Origin of the sequence: Pseudomonas fluorescens (assembly GCF_902497785.1) — a bacterium.
GTDB lineage: Bacteria > Pseudomonadota > Gammaproteobacteria > Pseudomonadales > Pseudomonadaceae > Aquipseudomonas > Aquipseudomonas fluorescens_BO.
On the sequence record NZ_CABVHK010000008.1, the window covers coordinates 151,094 to 175,060 of the forward strand.

22 protein-coding genes are annotated in these 23,967 nt (G+C 53.4%); 13 read left to right on the forward strand and 9 right to left on the reverse strand.

Translation table 11 applies throughout. From position 1 onward, the window contains the following. Positions 1–35: 35 nt before the first annotated feature. From F8N62_RS13985 to F8N62_RS13995, 3 genes are all read right to left on the reverse strand, one after another. A complete protein-coding gene (locus tag F8N62_RS13985) occupies positions 36–422 on the reverse strand; it encodes a helix-turn-helix domain-containing protein (protein ID WP_150711460.1) in 387 nt (128 codons plus the stop codon). Positions 423–575: 153 nt separating this feature from the next. Beyond that, positions 576–2,330: an N-6 DNA methylase gene (locus F8N62_RS32065; protein WP_150711461.1), complete on the reverse strand. Its 1,755-nt coding sequence runs from the start codon at positions 2,328–2,330 to the stop codon at positions 576–578. A gap of 160 nt (positions 2,331–2,490) precedes the next feature. Further along, complete coding sequence (locus tag F8N62_RS13995) at positions 2,491–2,898, reverse strand: hypothetical protein (protein ID WP_150711462.1); 408 nt, start codon at positions 2,896–2,898, stop codon at positions 2,491–2,493. A 234-nt stretch (positions 2,899–3,132) separates the two neighbouring features. Between F8N62_RS13995 and F8N62_RS14000 the strand changes: the two genes are divergently transcribed. Genes F8N62_RS14000 through F8N62_RS14015 form a run of 4 tightly spaced genes read left to right on the forward strand, consistent with a single transcriptional unit; the run spans position 3,133 to position 8,613 of the window. Next, positions 3,133–3,861: a hypothetical protein gene (locus F8N62_RS14000; RefSeq protein WP_150711463.1), complete on the forward strand. Its 729-nt coding sequence runs from the start codon at positions 3,133–3,135 to the stop codon at positions 3,859–3,861. Beyond that, a complete protein-coding gene (locus F8N62_RS14005; RefSeq protein ID WP_150711464.1) occupies positions 3,858–5,813 on the forward strand; it encodes a Mu transposase C-terminal domain-containing protein in 1,956 nt (651 codons plus the stop codon). Before F8N62_RS14000 ends, F8N62_RS14005 begins: the two co-directional genes overlap by 4 nt. Next, complete coding sequence (locus F8N62_RS14010; protein ID WP_150711465.1) at positions 5,810–6,760, forward strand: TniB family NTP-binding protein; 951 nt, start codon at positions 5,810–5,812, stop codon at positions 6,758–6,760. The genes F8N62_RS14005 and F8N62_RS14010 overlap by 4 nt, the downstream gene beginning before the upstream one ends. Next, positions 6,757–8,613 (forward strand): TniQ family protein, encoded by a 1,857-nt coding sequence (locus F8N62_RS14015; protein ID WP_150711466.1) that lies wholly within the window; start codon positions 6,757–6,759, stop codon positions 8,611–8,613. The genes F8N62_RS14010 and F8N62_RS14015 overlap by 4 nt, the downstream gene beginning before the upstream one ends. A 19-nt stretch (positions 8,614–8,632) precedes the next feature. Here the strand turns inward: F8N62_RS14015 and F8N62_RS14020 are convergent, their stop codons facing one another. Continuing rightward, the gene (locus tag F8N62_RS14020; RefSeq protein WP_150711467.1) at positions 8,633–8,998 is read right to left on the reverse strand and encodes a hypothetical protein; all 366 of its coding nucleotides are present in this window, start codon (positions 8,996–8,998) and stop codon (positions 8,633–8,635) included. A 138-nt stretch (positions 8,999–9,136) separates the two neighbouring features. Between F8N62_RS14020 and F8N62_RS14025 the strand changes: the two genes are divergently transcribed. Beyond that, positions 9,137–9,496: a hypothetical protein gene (locus F8N62_RS14025; protein WP_150711468.1), complete on the forward strand. Its 360-nt coding sequence runs from the start codon at positions 9,137–9,139 to the stop codon at positions 9,494–9,496. 179 nt (positions 9,497–9,675) lie between these two features. Continuing rightward, positions 9,676–10,803, forward strand: coding sequence for a hypothetical protein (locus F8N62_RS14030; RefSeq protein WP_150711469.1), 1,128 nt, complete (start codon positions 9,676–9,678; stop codon positions 10,801–10,803). Between the two features lie 293 nt (positions 10,804–11,096). Here the strand turns inward: F8N62_RS14030 and F8N62_RS14035 are convergent, their stop codons facing one another. From F8N62_RS14035 to F8N62_RS14045, 3 genes are read right to left on the reverse strand one after another with little or no spacing between them, the layout of a single operon-like run. Further along, positions 11,097–12,002 carry a ParB/RepB/Spo0J family partition protein gene (locus F8N62_RS14035; RefSeq protein WP_150711470.1) on the reverse strand — a complete coding sequence of 302 codons (906 nt, stop codon included), beginning with the start codon at positions 12,000–12,002 and terminating at the stop codon, positions 11,097–11,099. Positions 12,003–12,004: 2 nt separating this feature from the next. Then, positions 12,005–12,919 carry a plasmid partitioning protein RepB C-terminal domain-containing protein gene (locus F8N62_RS14040; RefSeq protein WP_150711471.1) on the reverse strand — a complete coding sequence of 305 codons (915 nt, stop codon included), beginning with the start codon at positions 12,917–12,919 and terminating at the stop codon, positions 12,005–12,007. Continuing rightward, on the reverse strand, positions 12,916–14,481 hold the full coding sequence (locus tag F8N62_RS14045) for a recombinase family protein (RefSeq protein ID WP_150711472.1): 1,566 nt from the start codon (positions 14,479–14,481) through the stop codon (positions 12,916–12,918). Before F8N62_RS14045 ends, F8N62_RS14040 begins: the two co-directional genes overlap by 4 nt. A gap of 117 nt (positions 14,482–14,598) precedes the next feature. On the opposite strand from F8N62_RS14045, the gene F8N62_RS31880 reads away from it, so the two are divergent. The 7 genes from F8N62_RS31880 (at position 14,599) to F8N62_RS14080 (ending at position 22,111) form a co-directional block, all read left to right on the forward strand. Next, on the forward strand, positions 14,599–14,958 hold the full coding sequence (locus F8N62_RS31880) for a hypothetical protein (RefSeq protein WP_150711473.1): 360 nt from the start codon (positions 14,599–14,601) through the stop codon (positions 14,956–14,958). Positions 14,959–15,146: 188 nt separating this feature from the next. Beyond that, on the forward strand, positions 15,147–15,362 hold the full coding sequence (locus tag F8N62_RS14055; RefSeq protein WP_150711474.1) for a hypothetical protein: 216 nt from the start codon (positions 15,147–15,149) through the stop codon (positions 15,360–15,362). A gap of 277 nt (positions 15,363–15,639) precedes the next feature. After that, positions 15,640–16,644, forward strand: a complete 1,005-nt coding sequence (locus F8N62_RS14060) for a nucleoid-associated protein (protein WP_150711475.1) — start codon at positions 15,640–15,642, stop codon at positions 16,642–16,644. A 2-nt stretch (positions 16,645–16,646) separates the two neighbouring features. After that, the gene (locus F8N62_RS14065) at positions 16,647–17,771 is read left to right on the forward strand and encodes a hypothetical protein (protein WP_150711476.1); all 1,125 of its coding nucleotides are present in this window, start codon (positions 16,647–16,649) and stop codon (positions 17,769–17,771) included. A 322-nt stretch (positions 17,772–18,093) separates the two neighbouring features. Beyond that, the gene (locus tag F8N62_RS14070; RefSeq protein WP_150711477.1) at positions 18,094–18,768 is read left to right on the forward strand and encodes a hypothetical protein; all 675 of its coding nucleotides are present in this window, start codon (positions 18,094–18,096) and stop codon (positions 18,766–18,768) included. Then, the gene (locus tag F8N62_RS14075; protein ID WP_150711478.1) at positions 18,753–19,610 is read left to right on the forward strand and encodes a hypothetical protein; all 858 of its coding nucleotides are present in this window, start codon (positions 18,753–18,755) and stop codon (positions 19,608–19,610) included. Before F8N62_RS14070 ends, F8N62_RS14075 begins: the two co-directional genes overlap by 16 nt. Before the next feature lie 128 nt (positions 19,611–19,738). Continuing rightward, positions 19,739–22,111, forward strand: coding sequence for a TOTE conflict system archaeo-eukaryotic primase domain-containing protein (locus F8N62_RS14080; RefSeq protein ID WP_150711479.1), 2,373 nt, complete (start codon positions 19,739–19,741; stop codon positions 22,109–22,111). 457 nt (positions 22,112–22,568) lie between these two features. Here the strand turns inward: F8N62_RS14080 and F8N62_RS14085 are convergent, their stop codons facing one another. Together F8N62_RS14085 and gmhB are read right to left on the reverse strand one after the other, a co-directional pair. Further along, positions 22,569–23,348, reverse strand: coding sequence for a lysophospholipid acyltransferase family protein (locus F8N62_RS14085; RefSeq protein WP_150711480.1), 780 nt, complete (start codon positions 23,346–23,348; stop codon positions 22,569–22,571). A gap of 82 nt (positions 23,349–23,430) precedes the next feature. Then, a complete protein-coding gene (gmhB, locus tag F8N62_RS14090; protein ID WP_150711481.1) occupies positions 23,431–23,964 on the reverse strand; it encodes a D-glycero-beta-D-manno-heptose 1,7-bisphosphate 7-phosphatase in 534 nt (177 codons plus the stop codon). Between the last annotated feature and the right edge of the window lie 3 nt (positions 23,965–23,967).

The following is a 23,967-nucleotide window of genomic DNA, read 5'->3' on the forward strand; positions in this document are numbered from 1 at the left end:
AACTTTTTTGTGGGTTGATGTTGCTTTTTTGCACATCAGCCACGAATGGTGATTTCGATGCGGTCGACGTCCACACCAAACGTGAGCGCCAGGCCGGCTTTGGCTTCCGCGAGGGTCAGGGCTTTTACCTCGCCTGCCTTCGTGGTTATGGCATCCTCATCGGCTGATGGCGTAAGGGGCTCATGCAGCAGTGATCCCAATACGTCAGCTGGAATGTCGTACCCAAGTGCCTTGTTCAAGGCCAGCCAGGTGGTGTCGACGCGAGGTCGAGCGAACTCCCCGCAGTCAGGTTCTTCGTAGCGACGCGGCATGACCACATGGATCTTGGCTTCGCGGGCCAAGGCCGAGCGGCTCATGCCCAGCGATTCACGACGGGCTTTCAGGGCGGCTGGGAACTCGGGAGAGGATGGGTAGGGAAGCATAATGACTCCTAGGCGGTGGCTGTAGGAGCTAATTTATCTTGTGACTGGTAACTCGTCAATATCAAGTTGCAACTTGATAGTGTGATTATTGGTGGCTGTCAGGAGCCTCTGAGCGACCTCAGCGACAAGCTAGGTCGCGCGGCTCTGTTGTAGCTAGCGCCAGAATCCGGCGGAGAGGCCCGCCTGTCCGCGTTTAAGCTCTTCAATGGCTGCTTGAAGCCGCGCCTCAGCGTCCACTGCGTCACGCATTTTCTCGGCATCCAGTTCATCTGGCACGGGAACCGACAACTCTTTAAGTGAGGCGAGTTGCAGCGTGGGCATCGTCGCCCCGACCATCAAGCGATTCAAGGCACTTTGGCCTGCCGCTGAGCGTAGGTATGTTAAAAGTACATGTGGGGTACACGACCCTTGTGGCAGCGCCCGCAGTACGACGAAGGATTGCCCGGCCAGCCAGCCGCCCTCACCCGGCGCGGGAACCGCTTGGACCATCCCCACTTTGCCGACGGACCCTTTGATGGCGAGCACAATGTCATAGGGCTTGAGGAAGTAGCTGGTGGCTTTCGGAGAGCCTAAGTCGAACAGTGCCTCCTTGCCTGCGGACGGTATGTAAGCAAAATCGGGTACGTCCGCCGCCAAGACCTCACGCACTGCAACACCGGTGGTTGTGGTGGCATGTTGTCGGGCGCGGATGATCTCGAAGCCCTCGGACAATTTTATCGTTTGAAACGACGCGAGCGTTTTTTCCAGTTCGCGAACCGAATCCTCGACAACGTAACGTCCGACTTCCAGGCTAAAGTCCTGGCCTGACAACGTCTCGCTGTTCACGCTGGTGGCTTGAGGGGACGGGGACGTGTCGTTGATGAGGTCCAACAGCGCGGGTAAGTGGGTGAGTGTTGTGCGCTTGCGGCTGTCGATTGCCCGAAAGGCCGGGGCGTCTGCGTTCACAAACCGCACCTGCTCACTTGGACGGGCGGAATTTAAAATCAGGATCGCGGCTGAGGTGGTGGACCCGGCAAACAGCCCACTCGGCAGCGCAATCACGGCTTCAATCAATTGTCGTTCAACTAGCTCCTTCCTGAGCGTGCGCTCCGCCCCGACGCTGAACAGGACGGAGTTGGGCACCACGACCACGATTCGGCCTTGAGTGTGCGCGATCAGGTGCCGGATCTGGAGGATGCTCCCCGTCGAGGTTTTTTCGGGGAAGCGGTTAAACAGGTCTGATTCCACCGCAGTCGTAGGGTAACGAAGACCCATGGGCGGGGCTGCCACGGCGGCGTCAAACTGGATCAACTGGCCAGCTTTGACCGCTGCGGGTGACAGGATCGGGTCTGTCGCGTGCACTGTGCTTTTACCCGCCTCCACCACCAGCGCGATGAGTGAAGCGACGGCTGACGTGGCGGCCGTTTCAGTGGTCGGGGCAGTGTCTGATCGAAGGAGGCGCGTACTCAACTGCCCAGTTACATCCCAAGGTGCATACACCTGTTGGCCTGGGCGCAATTCAAGTAACGAAACCAATAGCTCTGCCAGCGTGGGGGCTAACGCCAGCGAAGGAGAAGCGCTGGGTGCCCAGTAGTAAGCATCGTCAAAATGCAGGTCTTTCAGGAGCCCTTGGGCGCCGAACAAACAAATCTTCTCCACCAGTGCATTCAGGGTGGGCAGGCTTTCCATTCGATCCCAGCCGCTGTCCACAGCGGCGTACCCCACACGCTCCAGCATACCTTTGAGTGCATCAACAGTGCCGGTCGTGCTCCGTCCGACGAAGCGCTGCATGGACTGTGAGTCATCGAGCGTTCCCTGCTCTTGTAAGCGCCACCAGTACAGGAAGGCCAAAACCGTCGCTACGGGCTCGCGTGATGCAGCGCTCACGGTCTCCAGCAGTTGGGTAAAAACCTTTTCATTGATGATCATGGTGACGCTCTCCGATAAAAACTGAATACGCACGAGTTGCCCAACCAAGGTAGCGATTACAAAGCAATGCGTCAAATAAGTATTGACTACTTATTTGACGCATTGCTAGTATTTGCCTCGTGAGATCAAGAGCTGTCGGAAGCGGTAGATGCGTAACGACTCAATGTCGTGTGACGGTCTCCTCGTCCAGGTGCCAATGAATCAAAATGTCGTCCAGGGGATAGGCATGAACGAGCCTCTTTGCCAGCGCATCCAGGTTGTCGTCGTTGACGGCGTAGGCGTAGACGCGGGTTTCGAGCAGTTCGGACAGCTGAATACTGAGGTCGAGAGCTTCTTCTGGTTCAAGACAGAAAATGATCAGCTCGATACCGCGTTCGGGATGATTCGGCAGATCCCAGGCATCGGCCAGAAAAATAGTGCCGTAGGGCTCAAGCACTCTCCTCACCTGCCCATAGTTGAGTAGCAGTGCAAGGTGTTGGCGCGGCCAGACCGTCATGCACTGGTCTTTGAAATGACCTTGGGCATCGAAGAGATCGCGAATCCACTGCCGACGCTTGGGCGCTTTCATGAGAGTTCCAAGGGAGTAAGTTGACCAGTCGTCAGAATCATTTTGTTGGGTAGAGTGGCTGTTTTGTCACCATGAAAAATGTCAAAAAAGTAACGTGTTGATTTTTATATTCAAACTTGTTGATGTTATGTCAATGCTATAAACCATAATTTAGTAGTATCAAGTAAGCGCGTATTGAAGTTTGCAATATTCCTAGGCTAGCAAATAATCCATACATAGCCAGGAGCGTTTCACATGATCAAAGATCATCAGAGTCCTCACTTTGCGCGTGACGTCACGCGACGAATTCGTCGAGGCAAAAGAGCACTTGCGTTCAATTCACTGAAAGGTGAAGGCGGCGAACTTCGTGTCGAAAGTGCATTGGAAAAAAACGTTGGGCTCTTGCTGGAAGCCGATCCACGTGTGAAAAGTTACACAGCACAACCCTTTACGCTAGAAATCATCAGTAATACGTTGTTGCCGACTAAAGACGATTATAAGAAGCCAGCAGGTGTTACGCCGAGTTTTTATACGCCAGACTTTCGCTGTGTGATGGCCGATGGCTCGTTGATTGCCGTCGACGCTAAACACACTTCGTTTATTGAGAAGTTTGAAGAAAAGCGGCCGGCGATTGAGGCGTGTTTTTATCAGCACGGTATTCGCTTTCTGATCGTTCCGGATACGGCGGTATCCAAAGCAATGGTCGCAAATATGTCCTGTCTTCATAACCTGCGCGCGGACTTTCTTAAAGCGTTTAGAGATCAGGCTACTCAAGAACTGGAGTCCGCTTTGGCGATAAAACCGCAGTGGCCCATTTTTGAGCTGGCGGCGCTGTTGACGGGTGGAAAGGCCGCCGTCTTGGCAGGCATTTTGAGTGGGACACTGGCGGCAGACCTCAATATCTCACTGTTCACCGAACAGTCGACGGTATCGGCCGCTCACGGTGACCTCAGCCATTTCCAGTTGTTGGAGTTGGGCCAATGAGAAGTGCATTTGCCGCCAACAGTGTGGTTTTTTCAGGGTCCCGTCTGCTGAGAGTGGACTCCTTGCGCCCAGAGATCTCGCAGATTGTATTGGTGGGTGATAAAGGCGAAGAGTTCGTCAGTAGTTTTGACGAGTTTCACGAGCGTGTGGCTCGCGGCCAATACCGTTGGGTCTCCAATAGCGCGACAACACCTATTGCGGAAATACCGGTCAGGCATTTGACGAAGACTGAGCGTTGTGCGCTGGACCATCGTCTGGAGTTGTTGGAACTTGTACGGAGGGGGCGCAACGACGAAAAATCGTGGAGCGCCATCATTGTACAGCTGGACGAGTATTGCCGTACCCAAGGTATTACGGTTCCTAATCTGCGAACACTTCAACGTTGGAGAAAAGCGGATCACATTGCTACGGCGACTGATCAATTGGCGCCTTTCTACAGTGCCCGTGGCAACAAGCGGCCATTCAAAACACTGGAAGATCTTGATTTTGAAGAAACCGTAACGGATGAGATTTTCAAATGGTTCTGTGAGACCGATAAATTCAATGTCAGTCAGATAACCAAGTTGGTTAATCATCGTTGTCGCGAACGGGCGGAGGAACGCAATATGTTTTTTAAAGGTATTTCGCGCCGTAGTATTGGCCGTAGATTGAAAGCCCTGACTCAAACGCTGTTGACGTTTGGACGCGTGGATAAAACCACCTACGCCCAGGAAATGCGTGGCGCCATCAAGAAGTTGGTCGTGGAGCGCCCCTATGAGCGTGTCGAAGTTGATGCCACGCCCCTGGACGTTTTCTGTTGTGACGAAAACGGCAAGATCATCGGCCGTCCGACGTGCTACGCCGGTATTGATTCGGCCACGGGTGCGATTGTCATGATCAAGTGTTCAATACAAAAGCCCTCGCAGGACTTTGTGTTGTCGGCACTGGAATTCTGTTTCTCTCCGAAAGGGGAGGAGTTCAGTCAGAAATACAACCTTAAACATCCATGGCTCGCACCCACCAGCCTTGAAAGTATCGTCCTGGACAACGCGCAAGAACACCACGGAGGTGTGGTGCTTAATGCACTGCGCTACCTCAACACGGTGATTGATTATCCAATGGCCGGGAAACCTCAGGCCAAGCCTTACATCGAGCGTTTTTTTGGCACGCTCAAAGCGCACCTGATCAATACCTGTCCGGGCTCTGTCGTCTCTCAAAGCAAGATGGAAAAAGATCCCATCGGTCGAGCGATGACTCAGAATTTGTACACGGTCGCTGAATTGGAGGCGTTGATTATTCGCTGGGTAGCCGATGTGTACATGCAAACCCCCAGTTCAAGGCTCGAAAGCCGCTTCGGAGTAGGCACCAGTCCGGCTAAAGCCATGGCGCTGTTGAAGCAGCAGTATGTGGTTCTGCCCCCTCCGAATCCCGAGGAGTTCCGTGCGGCTTGTCTGCGTTATCACTCGCAAGAACTCACGCTGAGTCGCGTAGGCATCAGTTTCGACACGATGACTTACCACAGCCGCGAATTGGATCATTTGTACAAGGAGCTGGGTATGAAACGCAAAGTTCAGGTGCGCTACTACCCGCTGGACTGTCTTGAGATTTTCGTCGTTGATCCGCGTAATCGAGACAACCTGATCGTGGCGCGCAATCGAGAACCGGCGATGCCACTGATCAGCTTTGAAGAAGCCCGAGCAATTCGTAAATCGCATCGTAAAAGCGATGCCGCGCTCTCAGGCGAGGAGTACCAAGCGGCCCATGTGCGGATGCTGCGTGAGAATCACGCGAAGGCCAAATCCGGGAAAGTTGGTGATCGTAACCGTGCCGCCCGCCAAGCAGAGCGGGAGGCCCATCGACAGCAACAGCTGCGCGAGCGTGTGGTCCAGGACGCGCCAGCAGCTTCGCTCAGTGCTCAGCCCCTCATCGCCGCTCCGCGCCGAAAAAAAATGCGTGGGGGTGATTCGGTATGACCGCATTGGTGAAGCATGAACTCATTGAACATGCGTTGTTTGTCCAAGCGTTGCAGCGCATTGAAGCGGTCGTGGCGCGCGGTCTGGCGGGCGAGTCATTGATCCTTCCAATATTCGGCCCGACCCGTGTCGGCAAAACCGAGCTGATCAAGACGGTAATGGTGGATCATCCGGACAGTGTCGTGGATGGGATAAAGCGCATGCCGGTGATCCGAGTCGTCACCCCGGTCAATCCGACACGCCGCTCACTGCCGGTAGCACTGTTGGAAGCATTGGGATCCCGACGTTATGGCCGTTCCAGTGCGGAAGAGCTGACCCGTATGGCATGCGAGCTACTGAAAGTCACCGGTACCCGAGTCTTGATCTTTGATGAAATGCAGCACTTTGCTGAGCGCGGTTCAGTAACGGCCGCGCGTGAGGCTGCCGACTGGCTAAAGGTGTTGGCTGAAGAAATGAACCTAACGCTTATTTTGACAGGTCTTCCAATTGCCAAAGAGGTCCTCACACGTAATGAGCAACTGCGAGATCGGGCCGAAGCCGTGCATGAGTTTAGGCCCTACAACTGGAATCACGCAGAGGAGCAGTTGGAGTTTCGTAAGGCCCTTGTTTCGCTGATGGAAGTGTTCATCGACGCCGGTTGGGAAGTGCCCGATGCGTCCGATATCGCGTTCAGCCAGCGGGTCTATGGTTCCTGCCTCGGTCGTGTGGGCATGTTGTTTAAGCTGTTTAACGCCGCTGAACAGTTGGCAAAATCTAAGCGCATTACCGAGAAGACCTTGTTTAAAGCACACGCTGAAACCGTGGGTACCGGCTTTCTTCAATTCAATCCGTTCGAACAGGGCAATCCTCCAGCCGAAAGTTTGCTGGGGCAAGGCTTCGTCAGAATGCTTGAAGAGGCTCACATGGCGCCACCCAGTGGCGTTCGCAGTCGGAGTGCGCGCCCATGACCCTGATCGTTAAGCTGACTCCGTATGAAAACGAAAGCCTCGCCGGGTATTTGCTGCGCTTGAGCGAGCGTAATATCGTGCCCAATGTGAAGCGCCTACTGGGCTCTCTCGACCTGAAACCGCGTCTGGAATATGACGCGCTTCAACTTCATAAAATGGCCGAGGCCTTCGGGGTGGATTCCGTCGAGCTGAGTCAGCGACAACCCAGTGTAGACGCCAGCACAGCGCTGTTGCGGCGCAAGTTTCAGCGCGGCGAGGTGCAACCGGTGTGTACGGCGTGTCTGGCAGAGCAGCCCTACGTGCGGATGGCCTGGGGCCATGTGTTGGTGACGGCCTGCCCGACCCATCACCTGACGCTGCTCGACGTGTGCCCGCGCTGCACCTTGCCGCTCTCCACGGCTCGCGAGCGTATCGGCCATTGTGATTGTGGGCAGTCATTGACCGCACTGGCCCGCCCCGCTGCCACAGAGCCTGAACTCGCTATAACCGCCCTGCTGATGGGCGTGGAGCATCCTGCCCGGCAGTTGCTGCCGCTGCCCTGGCGGGAGGACCAGCCGCCGGCCAGCATCGCCGAGCTGTTGGTCTTCCTGGCCAAGCACCTTTCGCCCGAGGGGGCGGAGAAAAAACGAGGCACGGCCGCCCGCCCCTCCTCGTTGGCGGACGCCCGGCAGGAGCTGAACAAGGTCTGGAGCGTGATCGCGCAGTGGCCGATGGGGTTTGACGGTCGCATTGACGCACTCCTGATCGGCAGTGAAGGACCGGGTTTGGCCAAGCGCCTGGGTGGCTGGTATCGCGCGCTGCACCAGCACTTTGCTGATTCGGCGTATGACTTCATTCATGAGGCGCTGATGCGCCAGCTAACGGAAAATTTTGACGGTCATCTCAACCTGCGCCTCAGTACCGTCGATCCCCAGCACCTCCAGGAGAAGTGCTGGTTGACCGCTGAGGAGGCGGGTCGCTTGATCGGGATGGGCGCGGAGTTGGTGCGTTCGGCGATCACCACCCAGGAAGTGAAAGGTAAGGTGGTCTTGTCGGGGGCGAATCGGTTTTTCTCGATTCATCGCGATGAGGTGGAGACCATCCGGCGTAATCGACAGGCCTATTACACCGCCACTGAGGTGCGTAAACAGCTGGGTGTGTCCAAGGTCCTGTTTGAACGCCTGATGCAGGCGGGTGCCTTGCGCAAGCAAGTCAAAAAACAGCGCCCGGCGCTGGTGTCAGCCGAGTTTAAGGTCAAGGACGTGGAGGCTTTGGTGGCTCGCCTGCACGGTGCACTGGCGCCGCGTGAGGTGCCGATGGCGCGGCAAATTGGCCTGCATGATATTTCGGTGCGTCGTGGCATTTCCACGGACCGCATTTGCTCGGTCCTGCACAAAATACTCGCCCTCGAAATTCGGCCGGTGGCGCTTAACCCAAGCCTGCACGGTTTGGCGGGCCTGCGGTTCGACCTCGATGACCTCAAGGAAGAGGTGGTCGAGGAACAGCCAGAGGTCAAGTTGCTGGTGAGTGAGGTGGTCAATCTGCGTGGCTGGAAACAGGAATGCATCATGACCTGGATTAAACAGGGCTTGTTGAAGGCCACCGTTGAAACACGAGACAACCGTGCAGTGACGCTTATTTCACTGTCGGCCTTGTTGGACTTTATGTCCAACTATGCGGTGTTGGCCGAACTTGCGCATCGGGCTAACAGCAAGTCGCCGTGGATATTGCGCGGACTGATGCCGGCCGGGGTTAAACCGGTCTCCACTAAGGCCTCTTATGGGGTGCAGCGCGGGCTGTTGCTCAGTATTGATGAACTGCTGGCCGCCGCCCAGTGGAATAAACGTGGCTCGGATAAGCACGAGACGGCCTGAAGTTATAAGTAGATCGGCCTTACGACTGCAAACGTGTGAGCCACTTTCGATGCAGCGGTGCGGTGACGAAACTGATCACCAGGACCCCCGTCATACTCACCATCAGCCCGTTGTCGGGCGCGGTCGGTACGAAGCGTTGGAGCGTGGTGAGGCTGGCGCTGGCGACTTGATGGGCCCAGGCCGGCAGCAGCGTCATCGCGCACAGCGCCACCAGCACCAAGGCCACGGCAGTCACGCAGGCCGCGAAACTGCCCAGCAGCAGTGAATACAACACGGCAGGGTAATGACGGGCAGACAGGGTAGTGGGCGAGCACAGCAGTTCACGTTCGGCCATGCGAAAGCCAGTCACTGTGAGCAGGATTAACCAAAAAAGGGTGAGGGTCATCAGTGACCTCAATAATTAGCGCGACATAACGTCTCTGCACAGTATCAGTCGGCGTGAATATTGAGTAGTCCTGTTGAGCACGCCTTGCAAAGTTACAAAGAAAACAAACCGTTGTTTTTTAAACAGGGTTTTAAATAAATGAATACGTCGCTCAGTGGTTATGCCGCACGCCAACTTAAGCGTGCTCTGCATTTGGACTTCGATCAGCCGGTCACAGCCTATTTGGTCAATGCCCAGTTTTGCGTGTGTTGTTGTCTGGCGCAGGTCTATCACCATGTTCGCGTGCGCCCGGACGGCCGCTTTCAAGATGGCCATCGTATTCGCACCTCCGATATCCAACACGTGGATCAATGGCCCGAGTTTTGGGCCCTGCGTACCCAGACCGGCAGTTATTACGTGATCCTGACCTTTGCCGAGCCCGACGGCAGAGACTCGCTGGATCAGCTGCTAGCCCTCTTGGTGCGCGGGGTTTATCCGAGTGTGCGAGGTTATCAATGAGGTGTGGCGGGCACCGGTAACGGTCAGTCCCCAATGGCTTTCGTGACCCACGGCCTGATCTAAGCTGGCCGTGAGTCGACGCACGGGCACGATGCTGCCGGTGGATTCGAACCGCGCTGCGCATAATCGGATTTCGGTTCAATCAGGGGTAGTTTCATCCACCGGGGGAGATCCAGCGCATGGAACAACTATATGATCGCGCGCAGCTGCTGGCGGAGGTCTGGGCCGAACCCCTGACCGTGGTCGCGCGCCGCTACGGTCTGTCGAATGTGGGCATTGCCAAGCTGTGCACCCGTTTAAATATTCCGCGCCCCGCCCAAGGGTATTGGGCCAAGCAGACGGTAGGCAAACCGGTGCCCGCTGTCCCCGTTTTGCCGGCATACACCGGTGCACCCAGTGCCTTGCGACGCCCCACTCGCCCAGCGACTACGGATTCCCCTACGCCCGTCGATCCTCGGTTGGCGGCGGTGATTGAATTTGAGGCGCGAGCGGAAAATCGCATCCGCGTAGTGACGTCGGTGCAGGCGTGGCACCCCGTGGTGGCGGCCGCCCAGGCGTCGCTGCAACGCCCCAGAATTGATGCCCGAGGGTTGCCGCAAACCACCGCCGGCACCTTGGATATTTCCGTGTCGCCGGCGTTGCTGTCGCGCACTTTGAACGTGGCCAATGCTCTATTGCAAGCGCTGGAAGTGCGGGGTTACACCCTCGCGCCGGGTCGGCAGCGCATAGAAGTGAAGGTCTTGGGCGTGGCATTGACTGTCCGCTTTTATGAACCCACGCATCGTCTGGACTATCAGCCCACCGCCGAAGAACGGGCGGAAGCCGCCGCTGGTGAGGCGGGGTATTGGCCGAAGTGGCAGTTTCAGCCTACGGGCAAATTGCAGCTGATTGTCAGCGACGGTTTCGGCGGAAAAGTCAGTGATTCCAGCGCCCGTTCGGTCGACGATCAGCTCAATCATGTGATCGTGCTGATGGTGACCCGAGCGGTAGAGATTCTTCAGCGCGAGGAGCGGTACGCGGTAGAGGCCGCTGAGCGCGAGGCGGTCCGACTAGCTCTTGTGCAACGACAGCAAGCGCAAGCGATGGAACGGGCGCGATTGGCCCACCTGGAAGACCAGGCGTTACGTTGGCAGCGCGCCGCACGCCTACGCGAGTACCTTGCGGCGCTGGAACAACACCAGGGTGAGGACATTAACGCCGAACAGCGGTCGTTGCTGCACTGGGGGCGAAGTATGGCCGATTGGTTGGATCCGCTTACACCCAGCGCCGCGTCTATCCTGGATGATGACAGTGCGCTGTCGTCTTGATGAGAGCATTCCCCATGACTGACCTGCCCCAATCCCTGCCGAACAACCCATGCGAGGCATCGGCCTTTGCACAACTGGTACAGCGCAAACAGGCGCTGCGTGTTGAGCGTGCGGCGGCGAGGCGCCGGTGGAACACCTGGTATCAGGCGTTGGATACGCAGCAAAAGATCCGAGTGGACGTCGCGCTTGCCACCCGCGCTCAGGAGATTGCGGCTCAATTTGGCCGATCTCGGCGGTTTATCCCCCGCCCACAGAGGGGGCAGTAGAAACGATTCGACACTCGCCTGAATCGGTCACTCCCGTTCAGGCTTTCTGGCGTCGGAGCTGACCGCGTCCATGATTGCCGTCAACTCAACCAGGAGTTCGCCGTGGCAACGGTTCAAGTAGCCCGATAGGGTTTCATTGCGCAGCAGACGGGCGAGATAACCTTTGGCAACAACCAAAAACAGCATCGTCTCCCCTAGCGTGTCCTCCACGACCTTGTAATCGTGAAACAGCTTTTCCATCTCGCGCTCCATCCTCACCAGTTCTTCGACGCTGACTTCGGCGGAGAGCTTGGATTTTTTTTCGATCAGCATGTCCGGGCGTGAAGCGGCAAGTACCATGTCGGCGTAGGTCTGGGTGAAGCAGTTGGCGGACACCATCAGCTCTACGGTTTCGATTTGGCGCATGGGTTTCATTTTTCTTAATGTGCGGAATACGCCTTGGCTGACCATTTTGACTTTGAGCATTTCCACTACTTCGGGCGCGATGCCATCGAGCAAGCGCTGCCGTTCATGGATGCGCTCAATGTTGATGCCCAGGACCTTGGCGATTAGGGCGGGGGAAATGCCTTTACGAACAGCGGTGAGTATCATCTTGTGCTCTTGCACGGGGGTTAGGCGGTTGATCTGCCGGTTGTAGGTGAAGCCTTCGTCATCGATTGACAGCAGGCACAGTGCCTCCGTGGCGCCCAGTGCTTTAAGGGCGTGCAAGCGAAGATGGCCATCGAGCAACACGAAGGCTGACGCTCCCTCCACATTGGTCTGTTGCCGATGCACCGCCAACGGTTCAATGACGCCTAACTCCCGAATCGAGGTCAGGATCGTTAAGTATTTTTTGGTCTGTTCTATATCCTTTTCCACAGATCGGGTCGGCAGAATTCGGTCGAGGGGGATCGGGATGATCTGCCGCTCAAAACCTTGTTTTACCTGGCCCATGATCACCCCTCCCCTTGGATACGGTCAGCCAGCGACTTAGGCATGTCCGCGATGTTTTCGCTGCGCAGCAGCGTGCAGAAATAGTCGTCGGCCAGCAGTCGGCGCATGGCGGTGACGATGATCAAGACGCGCTGTTCATTGATGTCGGCTTTTTTAAGCATGACTCGCTGGCGCCTGACTTCGGTCTGGTAGGTACTAAGAAGTTTTTGCGGCGTTGTCGGTTGCTCGGCGGCTGATCGCTTTTGACCGTAGTGTTTTCCTAGAAATCGACGCCTATCGATCAGACGTCTGACCTTAATCAACTGCTCGCCTTTCAAGACACCGGTTTCATAGGCTTCCACCATCGCGACCTGTACTTCGGTATCACTCGACCTGGCCACCATCGTCGCGAGTGTGATGGGTAACCAGCCCTTTTCGACTGCGGCGATGAGCCGCTCCTCTCCTTGACGCAAGAGCAGGAGAATGGCGTTGATGTAGGTGGGGTCCAGACTGGTCTTCATGCTGATCTGTTTGGTGGTGTAGCCACGGTCAGACAAGATTTGAATGGAGTAGAGCAAGTCTTTGTTCGTGTGCTTACGACGGGCCAGGTTTTCGACCAGGCTAATGAGAAACCGGTCGGCTTCACTGGCACTGACAACGACACAGGGAATTTCTCGCTCGCCCAACGCACAAAAGGCTTCGAATCGGCCTTGTCCGCAGACCAGTTCGAAAAAACCAGTATTGTCTTGGTCGCTGCTTGGGGTGACCGTAATCGGCCGCTTCAAACCCAAGCTCGAAATGTTTTCAACCAGCTTGGCAAATACCTGTTTGTTGCGCGCACGGGGATTGAGGACGCGGATACGATCCAGGCTGACCATTTGGACGGTCGTCGCTTCGCCGACATGGTGCGGGCTTCGAGGGTGTTGCGGCATATTCATGCGGCTCTCCCCACGACAGTGCGGCGAGACAGTTGCGCGAGTGCTTCGAGGCTGTCGTAGCGATAGATTTCCAGGTTGGAGGCGTTGGACTCACTCAGACGAATGTTGGGCTGTTGAATATCTAGGGTTGGCAGGATGTAGTAATCGCGGGCGATCTCTTCCCCCGGCTCCATACGGACGGCAACAGTGATATCCGGTGAGAGGCCAAGATCGAAGCGTATTTTCCAACGATTTGCTCCCGAGCCACTGCGCTGGCAGCGGCACAGGACGAGAGAAATCAGTAGCTCTTCGTTGACTTGGAGCAGGTCGCTAGTTGGGTCGATTGCAACTCTTCCCCCGACTTGCTGAATGTGCTCCACCGTTCGAGCCAGCATCAGTGGATGCATCAGTCGAAGATGATGGTTGGCGGCAACGTAGTCGTAGTCTCGCGAAGGGGTGTAGCCAATGAGCGAGTAAGTACGCAGAAGACTGCCAAATCGATATTGATACGCCGTGCTGGAGGGGCAGTCGTCAGACTCATTGATGATCAGGCCCGATAAATAACCCGCTTTCTCGTACAGTTTTTTGAGCCGCTCCAGCATTTCGGCGTCGGGCATGCGATAGCTGCGTGACTGGATGATCTCTTGGGCGGCGGCGAACAGTACGTGGTCGACTAAAGCAGGAAAGACACCGTCCGCGCGTATCCATTGGTCTGGATCATTCCGCACATGTTCTTGTTTAAGTTTGAAGGAGGACCGGTTCCAGACGTTGTTGCCGATGTACTTCTCGTTGGTCAGGACCTGATGGACGCCCCCTTTGGTCCACGGCCTGGCTAAGTCATTCTGGAGTCCTCGACTGTTCAGTTGTTGCGCGATCTCAGTCTCCGAGTAACCGGCTTCAACAAATCGTTGGTAGATCCAATGAACGGTTGCAACCTCCTCCGGCGGTCCAGGAATAAGCTTTACGCGGTCGGTTTGGATGCTTTTTTGTTCGCCAATCGCCATTTCCGCTTTTGGATTGCCAGCCGCGTCCACTAACTGACGTCTGAGCCCGTAGCCCGCCATTCCCCCTTGCCGATAGCCCAACTGGATAAGTCGGGATTGTCCCGCAAAGACTTTGACGGATAGCTCCCGACTGTACTCGCCAGCCATCATGCGCTTCAGGCTTTTGACGATGTTAGAAACGGGAGAGCCGTCATTGGAAAATTGCTCCGCGCAGTAGTGAACCGAGACACCTGCCTGTCGGCAACGGACCTCGAAGCTGGCGGCCAAATCCGGATCTTGAAAGCGCCCCCAGCGGCTGACGTCGTAGACGAGAATTGTCGAAAAACCGAGCGTTCCGCTCTCAACATCGCTGAACAGTTGAATTAACGCATCACGTCCTTCCAGGCGCAGGCCACTTTTTCCCGCATCGGTATAAATTCTGACGATTTCGAGAGAATGCGCCTCTGCGTAAAGCTTGATGGTGTCTAGCTGGTTTTCAGTTGAGTACTGCTGATGTTCTGTGGACATCCGGACATAGGCCGCTGCCAAACCTGAGTCTTGGCGAGTGTCTTCTGATTGAGCACTTCTACGACTGCGCATACGCAATAGCCCCTGTGTGCATCCACACTGGACGTGCGCCGTTGGGGCGTACCCATTCTGCTGGCTACTCAAGCGAGCGGTGTGTCCTACCAACCATAGAGGATCAAAGGGGGAAAAATGTTTCCTAAAAAGGGCAAAACTTTTCCGAACAGGCAAGAGTATGCGTCGGGGTTGGCGGTGGCATTACAAGGTGAGTTGGGTTCGACGCACCAGGCCGTGAAGACACTGATGAGATGGACGAACGCAAACGAACGAACGGCCAAAAACTGGTTGAAAGGGACTTGCGGCCCTCGTGGAGAACACTTAGCGCGCCTTGTTCAACACTCCGATGCCGCCTTGGCTAGCTTCCTAGAGATGGCCGAGCGTAACAGCGTTGTGATGCGCACAACGCTTCCGTCACTGAGGATTGATCTGATGCGGGCAGTGGAGGCAATCGACAGTTGTTTGTCCGTGGTGAACGAAGCAGAGTCGGACTGAAGTGATTTTGTTTTGGACTTGAATGGAGGTCGGCTCATCTAAGCTCTCCGAACGTGCCATCAACCAACTCACGACAAGACGTTGTTGAGCACGATCCGTCTCCTTCTCAAATATAAACGAAAGCTAGGAAGTGCTATCGCGAGCATTCCCCGCTGCTATGCTTAATTTTTTTCGAAGGAGTCGAAACCATGGCAGCTGAGTATTCGTTACAGGAAGTTCTAGAAAGAATTTACCACAACCAGTTGGCCTTGGAGGCGGCGGTGATGGAGCTGACGCTCTGGGTGGAGCAACGGGGCTCAGCGGAGGTTGGAGGGAATGTTAGAGGTGCGCTGGAGGCGATTGGTGAAAACGCCGGTCACATCAAGCAGGGCCTGGCCCGACTGAGGAATCTCAACATCGGCTGACAGCTATTTGCATCGGAGATGACCCGCTCATCTCGCTGCCGTCGCCATCGCCATGACCGAGAGAGAACAATCCAAAGCTGCCATTCGATGTATCTACGCATCCGGGGCGATTCATTGTGATCGAATATGCATACTAGAATCTGTGGAGGCGACAAAAAGTGATACGCCGTTTTAGCGTCGCTTGGTCGCGTCAAAGTTAGGATTTGAGTATCTCGATTGACATGGTGTCGAGGTGCCATCATATTGCTGCTTTTGAATTTATAGCAAAGGAAAGCAAATGGATATTGTATCCAGCATTCTTCACAAGGTTCACAAAGACGCCAAGCAAACTAAAGTCGTCACAATCACGCCGCGAAAGACTTTGTTCAACACAAAAGATCAGGCTGTCATTGATTTGCTAGGCGGCGCAGTCAGTGCCTTTCGGAAGACAAGCTCAAAAGGTTATGCGGTTTTTCAGAAAAGTGTAATTGCATATCCTCTTTCTAACCAGCTTGATAAATATCTAACCAATGCTTGTGATTTCATGGCTCTATCGATATCTGCAATGGATATCTTGAAAGCGCAGATGACCAAGGAAGCTCTGGCCACCGGCGGATATATCCTATTTTGTCATTACAAGCTCAATCAGTTAGATTTTTTGCTTATAATGCAACTTAAGATAAAGCCAGGAACAGGTATTGATGAGGTTACTCTTGATGTAAAGGAAAACATAAACTTAGATATCGAGCACCTTCACGAGGCGGCTAGAATTAATGTTGCTAAGTGGCGCGCGGCGGATGGAAAGTATATATCTTTTGTAAAAAAGGCAAGCAACTCGCAACCGACGAAGTATTTTAGGGACTTTATAGGTTGCGATGAATTTGAGGATGCAAAAGCACAAACCAACGAATTAGTACTAGCTGTTGAAAGTTATTGTGAAAGCCTCAAGCTAACTCTTGATCAAGCAAATGAAATTAAAGAGAAAGTTTTTTTCTATTGTGAAGAGAAGAAAAAAGAAGGACAGCCTATTTCCTTAGCTGCACTTGCCACTAGAATAAATGAAAAAGATCCGACCGCATTTATTCAATATATAGACGATAACTTGTTGACTGTTCCAGACTCTTTTGATCCGATTAAAGATGCGTACAAGCACTTGAAGCGAGTTGGAGGTAAAGACAAAGATTTAACTATTAACTTCAATAGATCTTTGTTGGGTAAGCGCGTAGTTTATGATAAAGTTAAGGGCGAGCTATTAATTAAACAGCTGCCTCAAGAGCTTAAAGACGAACTCGATAGTAACTGACAATGACTCAAGATGAATGGCTTGCCGCGTGCGTCAGACTGACCGAGGTAATGGGAACACCCTCCCTTATCGACGGAAGCCTTGTCGGTGATTTTCAGCTAACAGCTGAGTTACGTGCAATCCTTAAGAATCTGGAGGCTTCAGATCACTTTCTTGATCGTACTAAAGTTTTTGGACAGTCTGATGGTGATCGAGTCAGTATTTCTTTAGATGTGCCTAGAACTTCTAATGCATTTTATGCTGAAGATTGGACAGATCTGCTAACGACCGGAAGTTTTTCTTGGAACCCACCTGTTGAGTATTTCATTCTAAAGGATAGGTCGCAGGCTCATCGGGAAAATTACGCAAAAATCGTCAGAGTTGCACGGGCTCTTGAATTGGCCGCTGATCACGTTGATCCTGATGCTTCTAGTCGTAAATTGATATATCTAGGCAAGAAAAAATTAGAAATGTTTATCATGTATTCCGACTTGGATATTTCTTTGATTGATGAGGATATTAAAGGGATCGAGCTATTTCTTCAGGATGGGGACAAACATAAAAATCAGCGCCACTCAATTATAAAGGCCAGCCTTCAGGAGTCTATTGGAGGAGGTGTTGTCGATGAAATGTTTGCCGTGTTGCTCAAGAAGTTTACAGCGTTTGTGCGCTCAGTTGAGCATGGCTATGCACTTTATGTAAGTGAGTTTTCTTATGAGAAAATTCTTGAGGATGCAACCAAGGCGAAGCTAGATTTTCATATAAGAATTAATAAACTTATTTCTGAGATGCAAAATCAGTTACTAGCAATTCCCGCCGCATTCATTTTTGTTGGCACTCAGTTTAAGGGGGGTGTCGGTTTTGATGTTTCAAAAATCAGTTTGATATTGGGGGTTTTAATCTTCGGGGTGCTGATGGATATTTTGGTGCGAAACCAAAAAGATTCCATGCGTGCAATTCAGCACGAAATTGATGCAGAAGTACTCAAGCACATAAAAATTAGCGCAAAAATCAAACCTCAGATCGAAGCGATTTTCTTTCCTTTAGTCGAGCGAAGTCAAAAATTCAAACAAAAAATGTTTATCATTGAACTTTCAGTATCGACGATCATTGCATTTACGATGATTTTGACGCTTGGGGGATTTTGATAAATTTGAATTGCCGGCCCATCTAATAGTCGTCTCCAGCCATTTTGGGGGACTCACGATTTCGCCGGTGCTACGAAAATTATTACCGTCTATTTCTAGTGTCGAGACGTCGAGAATTACTTTTACAATCTTAGATTTCTTTCATCGATCCATTTGTCCTTCACATTCTTCATGTGATGGCATATAAAAAACTCTCTCGGTATTGCTCCAACTAGAGTTGATTTTATTGCCAGCGTTTTTTGCTATCGGCTGCTGGGGCAATTTACCGACGCGACGTTCGTTATCCCTTAGGGTTGTGGGCTCATCGAGTACGGAGGCCCTGATGCGATTGTTTAGCTACAAGATGACCCATGACACTGGGTTCGCACCTAACCCGTTTGGCTACACACTCACCCTTGCGACCTGTAAACCCATGATTCGCCGGGCCAAGCATGCAGGCCAATGGATCGCAGGTTTCACGTCAATGGCACTGACCGGTGACCGCGTCGGTGAAGAGCGATTGATTTACCTTATGCGGGTTGGCGAGAAGCGTCATTTGCGCGATTACTTCAACGATCCTCGTTTTCAAGACAAGATTCCGGACATGCAATTGTCTGGGCCTGTACCCAAGGCAGGAGACAATATCTACCGTCCCTTAGTAACTGGCGCATGCGAGTTTTCACACTTCGAACAGCTCAAGAATCCGAACCACTGGGCCGATTCTGGGCCTAGCGAATTCGACCTCAAACGAGATATTTCAGGTCAGTACGTTTTGGTGGCGGATACATTTTACTACTTTGGCGCTCACGCAATTAGCATTCCCGTCGAGTGTCGGCCATGGTTACCGAAGGGGCAGTCAGCACACGGGCGTTTGACGCCACCTGAACAGGCCTTGCGTTTCATCCAATACATTAAAGACCGCTATCAGCCAGGGCGACATAGCAACCCGACGGATTGGCCGGAAGACGAAGTCCTGACCAAAACGCCCTGTGGAGGACGTCGATGCGGATCATCTTAAGTCGAAAGGGTTTTGATTCAGCTGCCGGTGGTTGTCCCAGTCCAATCCTGCCGGATGGACGCTTTTTTTCCCTCCCTATTCCCGACAAAGCTTCGTCTATTGGATATTCCGAAATCCAGTTCGATGGACTTGATGTGGGCGAATTGGTTGCGCAACTAACAAATGATCCAAAGCGTGTTCGGCATTTCGCTCATCTAGATCCCGATTTGCGTCACGCAGCCTTGAAGCGGCAACCTGGATGGCGGCCTGTACTCGGTCAGACTGGTAGCGCACAGGGACACCTGCTCAATCAAAAGGTACAGGTTGGGGATATCTTCATTTTCTTTGGTTCTTTTCGGGCCACCGAAAGAATGGATGGTGTCTGGCGATTCATTAGAAGTGAACCCGCTCGGCACATTATCTGGGGATGGCTGCAAATCGGAGAAATTTTGAAAGTGGATGATTTAGCTGATACGGCCATTCCCTGGGCGCGCTATCACCCCCACTTCTCTTATGGCAAAGACAAATCGAACACGTTGTACTTGGCAGCTGACCGTTTGGTTTTTGATGGGCAGCTGTCGAATGCTCCTGGTGCAGGGGTGTTTCCCCATATTTATGAAACCCTGATGCTCACAGCCCCAGGCGCTAAGAATCCTACTCAATGGCGATTGCCGTCTTGGTTTTTGCCTAGTGAGGGAGTATCTAACTTAAGCTTCCATACGGACCTGACTCGTTGGACTCCCAATGGGGAATTCTGTCTTCTCAAAAGCGCAGCGCGAGGGCAAGAGTTTGTGTTTGACTCCAGAGGAAGTCAGGAGCCAATCGCATGGATCAAGGGGCTCCTTGAAGTCGCTGGACATTAGAGACGCCGCTCAAGCATCGTGGATGCGAGATCAGAATCTTGGACTTTTGATAACCGCTATGTTTCTGTTGGATTGAGGTCAGCAGCGCTGGGTTGTGCGCTGGTTCTGAATGGTAGAGGTGGAAAGCTGTGACAGACGCCAATCTGCTGGCGACATTACAAGCTGAGAACGCGAGGCTAATTGCCTTGCTCGACGCTCATGGGATTGATTGGCACCTGCCTGTTGAGCCGGTGAAGATACCGGTTGCTCACATTGAGGCTTCGCGGCTGCTCAATACAGATGCCAAGGTTGACCTATTCAGAAACCTGTTTCGCGGTAGAGCCGACATTTATCCCATCCGTTGGGAAAGCAAGGCCGGCAAGTCAGGATACGCGCCAGCCTGTGCTAACGAATGGCGCCTTGGGGTTTGTGAGAAGCCGCGAATCAAATGTGGCGATTGCGGCAATCGTCAATTGCTGCCGCTGACTGATGAGGTGATTTTTCGTCACTTGGCAGGCGACGTGGTGGTTGGTATCTATCCTTTGCTCCCTGATGACACCTGTTACTTTCTGGCCGTCGACTTCGATGAGGCTGAATGGCGTGATGATGCCCGAGCTTTTGTTCAGTCGTGTCATGAGCTAAATGTCCCAGTTGCATTAGAGATTTCGCGCTCAGGCAATGGTGCTCATGCGTGGATTTTTTTCGACCGTAATGTTTCTGCTTTTGATGCACGCCGCCTAGGTGCTGCGATCATAAGTCATGCCTGTGAGCGTACTCGCCAATTGGCACTCAGTTCCTATGACCGACTGTTTCCAAACCAGGACTATATGCCGAAGGGTGGCTTTGGGAACCTCATTGCTCTGCCTTTGCAAAAGCGTGCGAGGGCTCAAAATAACAGCGTATTTGTAGATGAGTCACTTAAACCTCATTCCGATCAATGGGCCTTTCTGGCCTCCATTCAGCGGATGAGCCCTGGGGATATTGAGCCGGCTATTATCCGGGCGATGGGTAACCGTGATCCCGTAGGTGTCGCGTATGTCGAGGACGAGGGGGATGCTGAACCTTGGAAAGATCGTGATTCGAGATCGCGTAAATTGACTTGCCCGTTACCTGCGTCTCTCCATATCACACTGGCCAACCAGGTGTACTTCGAAAAATCGGAATTACCGCAGCCCTTGGCAAATCAGCTTGTCCGACTCGCGGCATTTCAGAATCCTGAGTTCTATAAGGCCCAGGCAATGCGAATGTCGGTTTGGAACAAGCCTCGGATCATTGGCTGTGCGCAAAATCTTCCTAAACATATCGCTTTGCCACGTGGATGCTTGGATGCTGCGCTGGACCTGCTAAAGGGAAATGGTATAGCCCCTGAATTTCAAGATGAACGCTTTGCAGGTGAACCCATTGAGGTGAGTTTCCTCGGTACGTTACGTAGTGATCAGGAAGTTGCTGTTAGCGAGATGCTTGGTCATGACGCTGGCATCCTGTGTGCTCCGACCGCATTTGGCAAAACCGTGACTGCCGCAGCGTTGATAGCGAAGCGTAGTGTTAACACGTTAGTGCTTGTGCATAGGACTGAGCTGCTAAGGCAATGGCAAGAACGTTTGCAGGCATTTTTAGGCGTCGGCAATGGCATCGTAGGAACCATTGGAGGTGGGAAGGCAAAACCCACAGGTGTCATCGATATCGCTGTGATGCAGTCTTTATCGCGAAAAGGTGAGGTTAGCGATCAGGTAAAAAACTACGGCCAGATCATAGTTGATGAGTGCCATCACGTGTCAGCGATCTCGTTCGAGTCGTTACTGAGGAGTGCTGCCGCAAGGTATGTGGTGGGACTTACAGCAACTCCAATACGACGTGATGGGCAGCAACCTATCATCTTTATGCAATGCGGACCGATCCGGCACTCTGCTACTCGACCGGCAAGTGCCCCTCATGATTTGTCTGTGGTGCCCCGATTACTTTCCAAGCCTATTGTCGTCACCGATGGCTCAGGGATTCAGGATGTATTTCGACGTTTAGCCGACGATGTCGAGCGTACAGCCAAAATTGTCTCCGAGGTTGAGCTAGCCTTTAGCCAAGGTAGGAAGATCTTGGTGCTGACTGAGCGTACTGAACATGTGGATGCACTTGAGACTGAATTGAAGGGGCGCGTGCATAACCTTTTTACACTTCATGGGCGTGTGCCAAAAAAGCAGCGAATTGCCCGCATGCATGATCTTGACTCACTGCCACCTGATGCTCCACGCGTCCTCGTTGCAACTGGAAAGCTAGTTGGTGAAGGCTTCGATCATCCAGCATTGGACACATTGGTGTTGGCAATGCCTATCTCTTGGAAAGGAATTCTTCAGCAATACGCAGGCCGATTGCATCGAGCGCATGCCGATAAGGCCGACGTGCGAGTGATCGACTTCGTTGACGCGGGTAATGTCGCGTTGATCAGGATGTGGAATAAGCGGCAGGCGGGGTACAAAGCGATGGGTTACCGAATGGCTGACTCCCTAGCCACTATGGACTTGCTCTAGGAGCACGGTCCCTTTGGATTCAGATTTTGGATACAGCCAGCAGGCACCTTCATTGTTGGGTGAAGGATGCCAGTTCCGGAAACGACATTTAATAAGGTCAAAAAACCGCAAAACGACACTAATTACGGCTCATCTGCGACATTTATGGTGCCCATGTTCCACGTGGAACCCTGATTCCACCTGGGGTACGCATGACACTTAATATGCCCATCGACATCCAGCGATTTGCCAAACAAAAAAAGGCCAGCGCATTGCGCTGGCCTTTTTTATAGGTGCAATGGTCTGAAACTGACACATAAAAAAACCGGCTATATCAGCCGGTTTTTTTACGTCCAAAAAAAACTTATGCACCTTTTTCCGAATTTTATGACCTCGAGAAATATGCATAGAAATCAACTACCTACAAATTACATGCGACGGGTTCAGGAGAAACGGTACACAGGTTATCCACAGAATCTCAAACAGCGACCTGCTCACTTGCAGACGGCGCCTGCGGAGCAGGTGGAAGCGAGCCCATTTCCCGTTGCATCTGCTCGTTCCAAGCCTGAACCCGGTCATTAAGCGCAGCAATGGCGCGCGGCCCACTGCCCTCGGCGTACATCGGCTCGCCGATGATCACCGTGATGACGCCCTGCTTCTTCGCCCAACCGGTTTTCGGCCAGAATTTGCCAGCATTGTGCGCAATCGGCAGCACCGGAAGTGCGGCGTTGACGGCTAATGCGGTACCACCTCGAGAGAACTTTCCGACAGTCCCGTAGGGAACGCGCGTCCCTTCAGGAAAGATCAGTACCCAGACCCCATCCTTCAGCAGTTCATCGCCTTTCTTCGCCACATGCTTGAGTGCGGCTTTAGGGTTGTCGCGGTCGATGGCGATCGGTCGCAACATGGCCATGGCCCAACCGAAGAACGGTACAAAGAGCAATGAGCGTTTCAGTACCTGGCTCAACGGTTCGAAGTAGGCCGAGAGGAAGAAAGTCTCCCAGGTGCTCTGGTGATTGGACTGAATCACGCACGGCTGGTCCGGCACATTCTCCGCGCCCTTCACTTCGTAACTGATGCCCAGAAAGACTTTGCTCAGCCACAAGGCGCAGCGGCACCAGTAGACGTTGATAAAGCGATAGCGCGCCTTGAACGGCAGAAAGGGCGCGATAAAAAAGCTCAGGCTGCACCAGAGCAAGGAGCTGGTGCCCAGCAGAAGGTAGAAGAGGAAGGTTCTGATGGCCTGCAGTATCGACATGGCGACGTTTACCGTGCGGGCTCTGCCCGTCTATATAAAGCGTACTCCCGATCAATCCTTGGTCAGGAATCTCGAAAACGCTCTAATTGTGGATAAGTTCTGCGGCAATCGCCGCGAGATCGTCAAAAATCAAGGTGCCCGCCGGGAGGGTTTTGCCCAACGTCTTTTCGCCCTTTCCGGTTTTAACCAAAACTGGCTGAGAATCGACGGCTTTGGCGGCTTCCAGGTCACCGAGACTGTCGCCGACAAACCATAGATCGGTCAGCGATACGTTGTAATGCGCGGCAATCGTTTTCAACATCCCCGGTTTGGGTTTGCGGCAATCGCAGCCCTCGTCTGGCCCGTGAGGGCAATAGACGATCAGCCCGACCTCACCGCCCTGCTCCGCCACCAGCAGGCGCAAGCGCTCGTGCATGGCATCCAGGGTGGCGATGTCGTAATAGCCGCGAGCGATGCCCGACTGGTTGGTAGCGACCGCCACCGTCCAGCCGGCCTTGCTCAACTGCGCGATGGCTTCGATCGAGCCGGGGAGCGGATTCCACTCCTCCACCGACTTGATGTAAGCGTCGGAGTCATAGTTGATCACCCCGTCCCGATCGAGAATCAGCAGTTTCAAACA

Bases quoted from the DNA above. Each gene is read 5' to 3' on its own strand.
- F8N62_RS13985 (WP_150711460.1), bottom strand. From the start codon at position 422: ATGCTTCCCTACCCATCCTCTCCCGAGTTCCCAGCCGCCCTGAAAGCC.
- F8N62_RS14015 (WP_150711466.1), top strand. From the start codon at position 6,757: ATGACCCTGATCGTTAAGCTGACTCCGTATGAAAACGAAAGCCTCGCC.
- F8N62_RS14025 (WP_150711468.1), top strand. From the start codon at position 9,137: ATGAATACGTCGCTCAGTGGTTATGCCGCACGCCAACTTAAGCGTGCT.
- F8N62_RS14055 (WP_150711474.1), top strand. From the start codon at position 15,147: ATGGCAGCTGAGTATTCGTTACAGGAAGTTCTAGAAAGAATTTACCAC.
- F8N62_RS14065 (WP_150711476.1), top strand. From the start codon at position 16,647: ATGACTCAAGATGAATGGCTTGCCGCGTGCGTCAGACTGACCGAGGTA.
- F8N62_RS14020 (WP_150711467.1), bottom strand. From the start codon at position 8,998: ATGACCCTCACCCTTTTTTGGTTAATCCTGCTCACAGTGACTGGCTTT.
- F8N62_RS31880 (WP_150711473.1), top strand. From the start codon at position 14,599: ATGTTTCCTAAAAAGGGCAAAACTTTTCCGAACAGGCAAGAGTATGCG.
- F8N62_RS14010 (WP_150711465.1), top strand. From the start codon at position 5,810: ATGACCGCATTGGTGAAGCATGAACTCATTGAACATGCGTTGTTTGTC.
- F8N62_RS14030 (WP_150711469.1), top strand. From the start codon at position 9,676: ATGGAACAACTATATGATCGCGCGCAGCTGCTGGCGGAGGTCTGGGCC.
- F8N62_RS13995 (WP_150711462.1), bottom strand. From the start codon at position 2,898: ATGAAAGCGCCCAAGCGTCGGCAGTGGATTCGCGATCTCTTCGATGCC.
- F8N62_RS14045 (WP_150711472.1), bottom strand. From the start codon at position 14,481: ATGCGCAGTCGTAGAAGTGCTCAATCAGAAGACACTCGCCAAGACTCA.
- F8N62_RS14040 (WP_150711471.1), bottom strand. From the start codon at position 12,919: ATGAATATGCCGCAACACCCTCGAAGCCCGCACCATGTCGGCGAAGCG.
- F8N62_RS14075 (WP_150711478.1), top strand. From the start codon at position 18,753: ATGCGGATCATCTTAAGTCGAAAGGGTTTTGATTCAGCTGCCGGTGGT.
- F8N62_RS14005 (WP_150711464.1), top strand. From the start codon at position 3,858: ATGAGAAGTGCATTTGCCGCCAACAGTGTGGTTTTTTCAGGGTCCCGT.
- F8N62_RS32065 (WP_150711461.1), bottom strand. From the start codon at position 2,330: ATGATCATCAATGAAAAGGTTTTTACCCAACTGCTGGAGACCGTGAGC.
- F8N62_RS14000 (WP_150711463.1), top strand. From the start codon at position 3,133: ATGATCAAAGATCATCAGAGTCCTCACTTTGCGCGTGACGTCACGCGA.
- F8N62_RS14060 (WP_150711475.1), top strand. From the start codon at position 15,640: ATGGATATTGTATCCAGCATTCTTCACAAGGTTCACAAAGACGCCAAG.
- F8N62_RS14085 (WP_150711480.1), bottom strand. From the start codon at position 23,348: ATGTCGATACTGCAGGCCATCAGAACCTTCCTCTTCTACCTTCTGCTG.
- F8N62_RS14035 (WP_150711470.1), bottom strand. From the start codon at position 12,002: ATGGGCCAGGTAAAACAAGGTTTTGAGCGGCAGATCATCCCGATCCCC.
- F8N62_RS14070 (WP_150711477.1), top strand. From the start codon at position 18,094: ATGCGATTGTTTAGCTACAAGATGACCCATGACACTGGGTTCGCACCT.